Here is a 9,715-nt window from a genome sequence, read left to right as displayed (position 1 = left end):
CCTTCACGCCCGCCAAGACGGCGCCGACCTGCACACCGAGTCCGGCATCGGTATGCACCACGACGCCGGCGCCATCGGCGGTTGCGGCGAGCGTCAGCGCGCGATGAGACTGCCGAAGAACCTCGGCCCAGACCGCTGCGAAGGTGTCGGAGCGGATCGCTTCGGCGATCGCGTCGTGCACGAGAGTCTGCACGGCCGCAGCGGCGGGCGCCTGCAGTCGTCGCAGGGCGTCCGCAGCCCGATCGCCGACGCCGAGGGCGATGATGCCGTCGACGATCGAGCCGGCGAGAGCGCTCGTGTCGAGCTTCGCGTCGACGGCGTCGGTGGATGCCGCGATCACCGCGTCCTGGACGACGGTCGAGCGGGCCAGCGGCGCAAGCGTCGCGGTGAAAGCCTCTTCATCCACCAGCTGCACCCTCGCCCACACGCTCAGGATGGACAGCGGCAGGCAGACGACGGCCAGGACGACCGCGACGGCCGACACGACGGCGCGCGCCCGCGACATGCTCAGACCGCGCGCAGGACGGCCACGACGCGACCGAGAACCACGGCGTCGTCGCCGAGGATCGGCTCGAAGGAGGAGTTGCGGGGGAGCAGCCACGTGTGACCGTCCCGCTGTCGGAAGGTCTTCACCGTCGCTTCGCCGTCCAGCATCGCCGCCACGATGTCGCCGTTGTCGGCCGTCGGCTGGGACCGCACGACGACCCAGTCGCCGTCGCAGATGGCGGCGTCGATCATCGACTCGCCGCTGACCTTGAGCATGAAGAGATCCCCCTTGCCGACCAGCTGACGCGGCAGCGGGAAGATCTCCTCGACCTGCTGATCGGCCGTGATCGGTACGCCCGCCGCGATGCGCCCGACCAGGGGGACGAGCGCGGCGTCACCGAGCGCGGGGGTGAGGTCGGCGGGGTTCTCCGCGGCGGCACCCGGCAGGTCGATGAGGACCTCCATCGCGCGCGTCTTGCCGGCGTCGCGGCGCAGATAACCGCTCAGCTCCAGCTGGTTGAGCTGGTGCGTGACGCTGGACAGCGACTTCAGGCCCACGGCGTCGCCGATCTCGCGCATGCTCGGCGGGTAGCCGAAGCGCGCGATGGAGGTCTGGATCACCTCGAGGATCTTCAGCTGCTTGTCGCTGAGGCTCTTACGCCTGCGTGTCTGAGGCTTGTCGGCCATGTCGCGCGCTCCTTCGATCGCGTCCCCGGAAGGCAGCGCCTTCGAATGTCGGAGGTTGGTGATGGGGTCATCTTGTCGAAACCGTATCCGGTTTTCGCACGGTCGTCCGGCACGTGTACGCGTGTCGGGTTCGATTCATCTGCGAGAACGGCAGGGCTTGACACTCGAACACTATCGAAGATAGATTCGGAACAGAGATTCGCATCCACCTCTCCCGGCCGAGAGGCGGATGCGAATCTCGAATCGAATCTTCGAAGTGACGCTTTCAACTCGACGCCCCGGAGCGGGACACGTCTCAAGGAGGAACTCATGACCACGATCGACATCCTCGGCGCTTCGCCCCGTGGCCGTGTCATCGCGGCGGCCCCGGTCACCCGTCTGCGCCTGACGGTTCGCGGTCGCCAGGTGCTCGCCTTCCTCGCTTCGGTCCCGGTCGTCGTCGCGCTCGGCATCGGCATCGTGTCCGGAGGCGGTGCGCTGGCCTCGAACGAGGGGGCGTCGGGAGTCACGTTCACCCATGTCACGGTGCAGCCGGGCGATACGCTCTGGTCGATCGCGCGCGCGGTCGCTCCCGACGTCGACCCGCGGGACGCGGTCGACGCGATCGTGCGGCTCAATGCGCTGGACTCGGGCAGCCTCGACGCCGGGCAGAGCATCGCGATCCCGGCCGAGTACTCCGCCGGTCGCTGAGCGGCCGCTGACCGACCTCGTCCGGGTCTCGCGGCGACCCCTACGATGGTGAGGGTGAGCGTTCGACTCGATGACCTTCCTCTCAGAGATGACCTGCGCGGCCTCACGCCGTATGGGGCCCCGCAGGCTCCGCTGCCCGTCGCGCTGAACGTCAACGAGAACACTCATCCGGTGCCGGAAGCGGTCGCGGACGACATCCTCGACAGCATCGCGCGCGCTCTTCGGGAGGTGAACCGCTACCCGGATCGTGAGTTCACCGCCGTGCGCGAAGGCTTCGCCGAGTATCTGGGTCACGGCCTCTCAGCCGCGCAGATCTGGGCCGCGAACGGATCCAACGAGGTTCTGCAGCACCTCCTGCAGGCGTTCGCCGGCCCCGGACGGACGGCGTTCGGTTTCGCGCCGACCTATTCGATGTACCCGTTGCTCACTCGCGCGACGGGTGCGACCTACGTCAGCGGGACGCGTGGCGTCGACTACACGCTCGCCCCCGACGACGCCGCGGCCCAGATCGACCGTGCGCAGCCCGACGTCGTGTTCCTGTGTGCGCCGAACAATCCGACGGGAACGCCGCTGGGTCTCGATGTGATCGAGGCGGTCTACGACGCGGCGCCGGGCATCGTGATCGTCGACGAGGCCTACCAGGAGTTCGCTCCCCGCGATTCCCGGTCCGCGCTGACGCTGCTGGCCGACCGGCCGCGCCTCGTGGTGTCGCGCACGATGAGCAAGGCCTTCGCTTTCGCGGGCGCTCGCGTCGGCTACCTCGCGGCCGACCCCGCCGTCATCGACGCGCTGCGTCTGGTTCGACTGCCCTACCACCTCAGCGCGCTGACCCAGGCAGCAGCCTCCGCCGCGTTGCGTCATGCGCCGGCCATGCTCGGCATGGTGGACGAGATCGTCGCTCAGCGTGACCGGATCTCTGCGACCCTCGATGCGCTCGGATACCGTCCCTTCGAGAGCTGGACGAACTTCGTGCTCTTCTCGGGTGTGGAAGATCCGGCGACGACGTGGCAGGGGCTCTACGACCGCGGTGTTCTGATCCGCGACGTCGGGATCGCCCACAGTCTGCGTGTCACCGCCGGCACGGAGGAGGAGTCCACGGCCTTCCTCGATGCGCTCGCGTCGCTTGGACCGGGCGGTTCCGGCGCGCACTGACCGTGACCGTCGGGGTAACACGCCAAGGCCCCGTGCGGGCTCTCGGTAGACTCGGCTCATGAGCACCCCGGCCTCCCGCACGGCATCCCTGCGACGCGCGACCAGCGAATCCACGGTCGAACTCGACCTCGATCTGGACGGCACCGGGCACAGCCGCATCGACACCACGGTGCCCTTCTTCGATCACCTGCTCACGGCGTTCGCGAAGCACTCGCTCACCGATCTCACCGTGCGTGCCTCCGGCGACACCAACATCGACGCGCACCACACCGTCGAAGACACCGCGATCGTCCTGGGACAGGCGATCCGCCAGGCCCTCGGCGACAAGAGCGGCATCTCGCGCTACGGAGACGCCCTCGTTCCGCTGGACGAGGCGCTGGCGCAGGCGGTCGTCGACATCAGCGGGCGTCCCTACCTCGTCCACACCGGTGAGCCCGTCGGGTTCGAACACCATCTCATCGGCGGCCACTTCACCGGGTCGCTCGTGCGCCACACCTTCGAGGCGCTCGCGTTCAACGCCGGTGTGACGATGCACGTCACGGTGCTCGGTGGACGCGACCCGCACCACATCGCCGAGGCCGAGTACAAGGCCGTCGCTCGCGCCTTCCGACAGGCGAAGGCGCTCGACCCGCTGGTCCACGGCATCCCCAGTACGAAGGGGGCCTTGTGACCGACGCCGCCTCCGCCCCCCAGACCGGTGCCGATCTCGACGACCGTCCCCTCGTCGCGGTGCTCGACTACGGGTCGGGCAATGTCCACTCCGCCGTCAAGGCGCTCGTCGCCGCTGGCGCCGATGCGCGGCTGACCGCAGATCGCGGACTTATCGACGCCGCCGCCGGCCTCGTCGTCCCCGGTGTGGGAGCTTTCCGCGCCGTGATGGAGGCGCTGCGCGCGACGCGCGGCGACGAGATCATCGAACGCCGTCTCGCGGGGGGATTGCCGGTGCTCGGCATCTGCGTGGGCATGCAGGTCATGTTCGAGCACGGCGTGGAGCGCGGCGAAGACACCGAGGGACTCGGTGAATGGCCGGGGGCGGTCACCGAGCTCGATGCGCCGGTGCTTCCGCACATGGGTTGGAACACGGTCCGGCCCGGTGAGGGCTCGACGCTGTTTCGCGGCTTGGAAGACGAGCGGTTCTACTTCGTGCACTCCTATGCCGCCCAGCATTGGTCGCTCGAGGTCACGCGCCCGTTCCGTGAGCCGGCCCTCACCTGGTGTGATTACGGCACGCCGTTCCTCGCGGCGGTGGAGAACGGGCCGCTGTCGGCGACCCAGTTCCACCCGGAGAAGAGCGGCGAGGCCGGCATCCGCCTGCTCGCCAACTGGATCTCCTCGCTTCCGCAGGAGCTCACCCGCACCCGGTAGTAGTCTCTCTGCTTGTGTGTCCTCGTGTCCGCACGTCGCGGCCACTGAACCTTTCCTGGAGCCATGAACGATTTCGCGTCGACCCCCGAACTGATCCTTCTGCCCGCCGTCGACGTCGCTGACGGCAAGGCTGTGCGCCTGACTCAGGGCGAGGCCGGCACCGAGACGAGCTATGGCGATCCCGTCGATGCGGCATTGGCGTGGGCGCGCGATGGCGCTCAGTGGATCCACCTCGTCGATCTGGATGCCGCCTTCGGGCGCGGCAACAACTCCGCGGTGCTGCGCAAGGTGATCAAGCAGCTCAAGGGCGTGCAGGTGGAGCTGTCCGGAGGAATCCGCGACGACGCGACACTGGAAGCCGCACTCGAATCGGGCGCGACCCGCATCAACCTCGGCACCGCCGCGCTGGAGAACCCCGAATGGGCAGCGGATGTGATCGGTCGCTACGGCGACGCGATCGCGGTCGGGCTCGACGTGCGCGGCACGACGCTGGCCGCGCGCGGATGGACGCGCGACGGCGGCGACCTCTGGCAGGTGCTCGAGCGCCTCGAGGACGCGGGATGCAGCCGCTATGTGGTCACCGACGTCACCAAGGACGGCACGCTGAAGGGTCCGAACCTCGAGTTGCTGCGCGAGGTCACCACGCGCACGGTCAAGCCGGTCGTCGCCTCGGGCGGCATCTCGAATCTCGACGACATCGCCGCCCTGCGGGAGCTCGTTCCCCTCGGCGTCGAGGGCGCGATCGTGGGCAAGGCACTCTATGCGGGGGCCTTCACCCTCGCCGAGGCGCTGGATGTCGCCGCAGGCTGAGCGTCCCGACGACGCCGCGGCGCACACCTGCGTTACGGACTCTGCCGGCGTGCCGTGGGCGGGGCGCTCCTTCGAGGCCAATCCGCACGCCGGTGACGACGGCTCCGCGGATCCCGCGCTGCTGTCGGCGCTGCGTGCGTTCGGCCGAGGCGAGGGCGATGCGCGCGCGGTCGTGGACGCCTACCGCTCCGCCCGGTTGCTGATCCCGTTGGTCGCCGAGGCCGGCGACGTCGGAATCGCCCCGTCCGGTCACACCGTCGACAAGACGCAGGAGCTCTCCATCGTCACGGTTGCCGCACCCGACGGACGGCGTGTGCTGCCCGTCTTCACGTCGGTGCGCACGATGGCGGCGTGGGATCCGAAGGCGCGGCCGGTGCCGGCCGACGGCGTCCGCACCGCCCTGGCCGCCGCTGCCGACGACACCGACCTGATCGTGATCGACCCGGCATCCGAGACCGAGTTCGTGCTGCGTCGCCCCGCGGTATGGGCCCTCGGGCAGGGGCTGGCGTGGGAACCCGCGCACACTTCGCCGGAGGTGTACGCGGGGCTGCAGGAGTCGGTCGGCTCCGAACTGGGCGTGCTGGATCTGTCGGTGGCGCCGGGCGATCCGCAGGCGCGTCTGCGCGGCCCGGAACTCATCGTGCGCCTGCACTTGGTCGACGGGCTCGACCAGTCCCAGCTGGACGCCACCCTGCAGAGGTTGGCGGCGCGGTGGGCCGCCGACGATCGCATCGCTGTGCTGGTCGATTCCCTGACGGTCAAGCTCGTCCGCGGCTGATCGCCGCGCGGCGTCTCACGTGACGGGACCGGTCCACTTCTCGCCCGGGCCCTTGCCGATCGGGTCGGGGATGACGGATGCCTCCCGGAACGCGAGCTGCAGCGAGCGCAGGCCGTCACGCAGCGAGCGCGCATGCATGTCGCTGATCTCCGGTGCGCCGGCCGTGATCAGCCCCGCGAGGGCGTTGATGAGCTTGCGCGCCTCGTCGAGATCCCGTTGCGTCTCCGGGTCGTCCGCGAGGCCGGTCTTGACGGCGGCCGCGCTCATCAGGTGCACGGCTGCGGTCGTGATGACCTCCACCGCGGGAACGTCGGCGATGTCGCGGGTAGCGGCGGCGGAGGCGCGCTCCTGTTCCTCCCATCGGGCGAGCCGTTCGGCGTCGTGCGGGTCGGGGGTGGAAGGAATCGTGTCCACGTGCTGCTCTCTGCTAGACTGTGCGGGCGCCGGAGTGTTCTGCTCCGGAACGAAAGAGGATCACATCCCACCCGCGCTTGCCGCTCCAGGCTACCGGGTCACGCACTCCGCCTCGTCCGTCGAGGTCGCCGCACCGAGCAGTCGGGGCGGGTGAGGGTGCAGGAACGAAGCCGACGTGCGCGTCGTGCGGGGTGGACGTGACGATCTTCCGCCCGAGACACACCCCTGTGTCCGGTGGCACCCACCCGTACGACTAAGGAGTTCCGCATCAGCGATCCCCGCACCAATGACCGCATCCGCGTTCCCGAGGTCCGCCTCGTCGGACCCGCGGGTGAGCAGGTCGGCGTCGTCCGCATCGAGGTCGCCCTGCGCCTCGCTCAGGAAGCAGATCTCGACCTCGTCGAGGTCGCCCCCAACTCGAAGCCGCCCGTGGTCAAGATCATGGACTACGGCAAGTTCAAGTACGAGGCTGCGCAGAAGGCGAAGGAAGCGCGCCGCAACCAGGCGAACACGGTTCTCAAGGAGGTCCGTTTCCGTCTGAAGATCGAAGCGCACGACTACACGACCAAGCTCAAGCGCGCCGAGGGCTTCCTGCAGGCCGGCGACAAGGTCAAGGCCATGATCCTCTTCCGTGGTCGTGAGCAGTCGCGCCCGGAGCAGGGTGTGCGGTTGCTGCGCAAGTTCGCCGAGGACGTCGCGGAGTACGGCACCGTCGAGTCGAACCCCACGATCGACGGTCGCAACATGGTCATGGTCATCGCCCCGCACAAGAACAAGTCCGAGGTGAAGACCGAGCAGAACGCCCAGCGTGCTGCCAACAAGGAGGCGGCACGCCAGGCGCGCAGCGCCCCGGGTGCCGAGCCCGAGGTCGCCCCCGCCGCCGAGCCCGCTCCCGCGGAGTAAGGCCGCAGGCCGGAGGCGCAGCCTCCCGGCCCCCAGAGCTCCCGCCCCGCGGGAACCACAACGAAGGATAGAGACATGCCGAAGCAGAAGACCCACTCGGGTGCCAAGAAGCGCTTCAAGGTCACCGGTAGCGGGAAGATCAAGAAGCAGCAGGCGAACCTCCGCCACAACTTCGAAGGCAAGCCCACCAAGCGCACGCGCCGCCTGTCGGCGGACAAGATCCTGGCTCCCGGCGACGCGAAGGTCGCCAAGAAGCTCCTCGGCATCTGAGCGCTGACGCAGACGAGAAAGTAGAAGAAAATGGCTAGAGTCAAGCGGGCCGTCAACGCCCACAAGAAGCGTCGCGTCATCCTCGAGCGCGCATCCGGTTACCGCGGACAGCGTTCGCGCCTGTACCGCAAGGCCAAGGAGCAGGTCACCCACTCGCTGGTCTACGCGTACCGTGACCGCCGCAAGCGCAAGGGCGACTTCCGCCGCCTGTGGATCCAGCGCATNCACGCCGCGGGCCGTCAGAACGGCATCACCTACAACCGCTTCATCCAGGGNCCTCGGCTGGCCGGCGTGCAGGTCGACCGTCGCATGCTCGCCGAGCTGGCCGTCAACGAGCCGGCCACCTTCGCCTCGCTCGTCGAGACGGCGAAGAAGGCGCTGCCGGCGGACGTGAACGCGCCCAAGGCGTAATCACTGCCCACACAGCACGAGAAGGGGTGTCCTCCCAGCGGGGGACACCCCTTCTTCATTCCCTAGGATGAGATCGTGCTCGAAAACCCTCGCTCTCCACGTGTGCGCGCCGTCGCCAAGCTGACCAAGCGCAGCGCCCGACAGGAGACCGGGCTGTTCCTGCTGGAAGGACCCCAGGCGGCCCGAGAGGCTCTCGCCTTCCGCCCCGACACCCTCGTCGAGCTGTTCGCCACGCCCACGGCGATGGAGCGTCATCAGGACATCCGTGATGCCGCGGGAGACGCCGGCCTCGAGATCGTCTTCACCACCGAGGCGGTGCTCGACGCGATGGCCGACACCGTCACCCCGCAGGGCATCGTCGCCGTGGCACGACAGTCGCCGACGTCGCTCAAGGACATCTTCGCCGCCTCGCCGACGCTCATCGCGATCTGCGAGGAGGTGCGCGACCCCGGCAACCTCGGCACCATCATCCGCGCCGCCGATGCCGCTGGCGCGGACGCCGTGGTGCTGACCGGGCGGACGGTCGATCCATACAACCCGAAGGTGGTGCGCGCCACGACCGGTTCGCTGTTTCACGTTCCCGTCGCCGTCGGCGCGGAGCTGTCGGCAACCGTCGAGCGCGCGCACGCGGCCGGCCTGCGCGTCGTCGCGGCAGACGTCGGGGGAGAGGACTTCCTCGCGCGACGCGACGCACTCTCCGCGCCCACTGCCTGGCTGTTCGGCAATGAGGCGCGCGGTCTCGACGACGACGCGCTGGCTCTCGCCGACCTCTCGCTGAGACTTCCGATCTACGGTCGTGCCGAGTCGCTGAATCTCGCCACCGCAGCCAGCGTGTGCCTGTACGAAACGGCATTCGCGCAGCGCGGCGAACGCTGACGCGTATTGTTCCGGGTCGGTGACGACTCGGTCAAGATCCTGTGTATAAGTCGGGCGCCGTCCACAGGATCTGCCTAGGCTGGCCCGCATGTCTCATTCCAGCCCGGCTCCCGCGACGTCGAACATCACGGTCCGGCGGGGGGATCCCCTGGTCGTCGTCACCGGTGTCGAGAAGCACTACGGCGCGTTTCACGCGCTCAAGAACATCGATCTGACCGTGAACCGCGGGGAGGTCGTCGTCGTCATCGGCCCATCCGGTTCGGGTAAATCCACGCTGTGTCGCACCATCAACCGTCTGGAGACGATCACCAGCGGCACCATCACCATCGATGGGAAGGAGCTGCCGAAGGAGGGCAAGGCGCTTGCCGCACTGCGGGCCGACGTGGGGATGGTCTTCCAGTCCTTCAATCTCTTCTCGCACCTGACGATCCTCGAGAACGTCACGCTCGGTCCCATCAAGGTCAAGAAGATGAAGAAGGCGGATGCCGAGGCCGAGGCGAAGATCCTGCTCGAGCGCGTCGGCGTCGGGCATCAGGCATCGAAGCTGCCGGGACAGCTCTCCGGCGGCCAGCAGCAGCGTGTCGCGATCGCCCGCGCGCTGGCGATGAAGCCCAAGGTCATGCTGTTCGACGAACCGACCAGTGCGCTCGACCCGGAGATGATCAACGAGGTTCTGGACGTCATGGTCGGTCTCGCTCAGGACGGTATGACGATGATCGTGGTCACACACGAGATGGGCTTCGCCCGAAAGGCCGCCGATCGCGTGGTCTTCATGGCCGACGGACAGATCGTCGAGCAGGCCAGCCCCGACCAGTTCTTCACGGCGCCCACGAGCGATCGGGCGAAGGACTTCCTCTCCAAGCTGATCACGCA

Annotated in this window: 13 protein-coding genes and 1 pseudogene; 11 read left to right on the top strand and 3 right to left on the bottom strand. The window is 68.5% G+C overall.

Annotated elements, in window-relative coordinates; all coding sequences use genetic code 11:
* Together I5I_RS09295 and lexA are read right to left on the bottom strand one after the other, a co-directional pair.
* A pseudogene (locus tag I5I_RS09295) lies at nt 1–505 on the bottom strand (hypothetical protein); the annotation flags it as partial.
* A 2-nt stretch (nt 506–507) separates the two neighbouring features.
* Nucleotides 508–1,173: a transcriptional repressor LexA gene (gene lexA / locus I5I_RS09290; protein ID WP_036318601.1), complete on the bottom strand. Its 666-nt coding sequence runs from the start codon at nt 1,171–1,173 to the stop codon at nt 508–510.
* Between the two features lie 309 nt (nt 1,174–1,482).
* Between lexA and I5I_RS09285 the strand changes: the two genes are divergently transcribed.
* From I5I_RS09285 to I5I_RS09260, 6 genes are all read left to right on the top strand, one after another.
* Nucleotides 1,483–1,863 (top strand): LysM peptidoglycan-binding domain-containing protein, encoded by a 381-nt coding sequence (locus I5I_RS09285; RefSeq protein ID WP_036318598.1) that lies wholly within the window; start codon nt 1,483–1,485, stop codon nt 1,861–1,863.
* A gap of 45 nt (nt 1,864–1,908) precedes the next feature.
* Complete coding sequence (locus tag I5I_RS09280) at nt 1,909–3,015, top strand: histidinol-phosphate transaminase (RefSeq protein WP_036318595.1); 1,107 nt, start codon at nt 1,909–1,911, stop codon at nt 3,013–3,015.
* Nucleotides 3,016–3,073: 58 nt separating this feature from the next.
* A complete protein-coding gene (hisB, locus tag I5I_RS09275) occupies nt 3,074–3,685 on the top strand; it encodes an imidazoleglycerol-phosphate dehydratase HisB (protein WP_036318593.1) in 612 nt (203 codons plus the stop codon).
* Entirely contained in the window at nt 3,682–4,380 is a 699-nt protein-coding gene (gene hisH, locus I5I_RS09270; protein ID WP_036318590.1) for an imidazole glycerol phosphate synthase subunit HisH, read from the top strand. The genes hisB and hisH overlap by 4 nt, the downstream gene beginning before the upstream one ends.
* Before the next feature lie 63 nt (nt 4,381–4,443).
* Nucleotides 4,444–5,190, top strand: a complete 747-nt coding sequence (gene priA, locus I5I_RS09265; protein WP_036318587.1) for a bifunctional 1-(5-phosphoribosyl)-5-((5-phosphoribosylamino)methylideneamino)imidazole-4-carboxamide isomerase/phosphoribosylanthranilate isomerase PriA — start codon at nt 4,444–4,446, stop codon at nt 5,188–5,190.
* Nucleotides 5,174–5,968 (top strand): SseB family protein, encoded by a 795-nt coding sequence (locus I5I_RS09260; protein WP_036318584.1) that lies wholly within the window; start codon nt 5,174–5,176, stop codon nt 5,966–5,968. Before priA ends, I5I_RS09260 begins: the two co-directional genes overlap by 17 nt.
* Before the next feature lie 15 nt (nt 5,969–5,983).
* Here the strand turns inward: I5I_RS09260 and I5I_RS09255 are convergent, their stop codons facing one another.
* On the bottom strand, nt 5,984–6,382 hold the full coding sequence (locus tag I5I_RS09255; RefSeq protein WP_036318582.1) for a DUF1844 domain-containing protein: 399 nt from the start codon (nt 6,380–6,382) through the stop codon (nt 5,984–5,986).
* Nucleotides 6,383–6,616: 234 nt separating this feature from the next.
* Here I5I_RS09255 and infC point away from each other — a divergent pair, with 234 nt between their 5' ends.
* The 5 genes from infC to I5I_RS09230 form a co-directional block, all read left to right on the top strand.
* Nucleotides 6,617–7,285 (top strand): translation initiation factor IF-3, encoded by a 669-nt coding sequence (gene infC / locus I5I_RS09250; RefSeq protein WP_082013814.1) that lies wholly within the window; start codon nt 6,617–6,619, stop codon nt 7,283–7,285.
* Nucleotides 7,286–7,360: 75 nt separating this feature from the next.
* Entirely contained in the window at nt 7,361–7,555 is a 195-nt protein-coding gene (gene rpmI, locus I5I_RS09245) for a 50S ribosomal protein L35 (protein WP_005048908.1), read from the top strand.
* A gap of 30 nt (nt 7,556–7,585) precedes the next feature.
* Nucleotides 7,586–7,966 (top strand): 50S ribosomal protein L20, encoded by a 381-nt coding sequence (rplT, locus tag I5I_RS09240; RefSeq protein WP_036318579.1) that lies wholly within the window; start codon nt 7,586–7,588, stop codon nt 7,964–7,966.
* A gap of 75 nt (nt 7,967–8,041) precedes the next feature.
* Nucleotides 8,042–8,842, top strand: a complete 801-nt coding sequence (locus tag I5I_RS09235; protein WP_036318576.1) for a TrmH family RNA methyltransferase — start codon at nt 8,042–8,044, stop codon at nt 8,840–8,842.
* 148 nt (nt 8,843–8,990) lie between these two features.
* Nucleotides 8,991–9,715: amino acid ABC transporter ATP-binding protein (locus tag I5I_RS09230; RefSeq protein WP_187289928.1), on the top strand; the 725-nt coding region annotated here is incomplete at its 3' end.

This window comes from Microbacterium sp. B24 (assembly GCF_000333415.1).
GTDB lineage: Bacteria > Actinomycetota > Actinomycetes > Actinomycetales > Microbacteriaceae > Microbacterium.
This window is presented reverse-complemented; position numbering and strand designations above follow the sequence as displayed.

Coding starts and splice junctions, on each gene's coding strand:
- lexA (WP_036318601.1), bottom strand. CDS start 1,173: ATGGCCGACAAGCCTCAGACACGCAGGCGTAAGAGCCTCAGCGACAAG.
- I5I_RS09285 (WP_036318598.1), top strand. CDS start 1,483: ATGACCACGATCGACATCCTCGGCGCTTCGCCCCGTGGCCGTGTCATC.
- I5I_RS09280 (WP_036318595.1), top strand. CDS start 1,909: ATGGTGAGGGTGAGCGTTCGACTCGATGACCTTCCTCTCAGAGATGAC.
- hisB (WP_036318593.1), top strand. CDS start 3,074: ATGAGCACCCCGGCCTCCCGCACGGCATCCCTGCGACGCGCGACCAGC.
- priA (WP_036318587.1), top strand. CDS start 4,444: ATGAACGATTTCGCGTCGACCCCCGAACTGATCCTTCTGCCCGCCGTC.
- I5I_RS09260 (WP_036318584.1), top strand. CDS start 5,174: ATGTCGCCGCAGGCTGAGCGTCCCGACGACGCCGCGGCGCACACCTGC.
- rpmI (WP_005048908.1), top strand. CDS start 7,361: ATGCCGAAGCAGAAGACCCACTCGGGTGCCAAGAAGCGCTTCAAGGTC.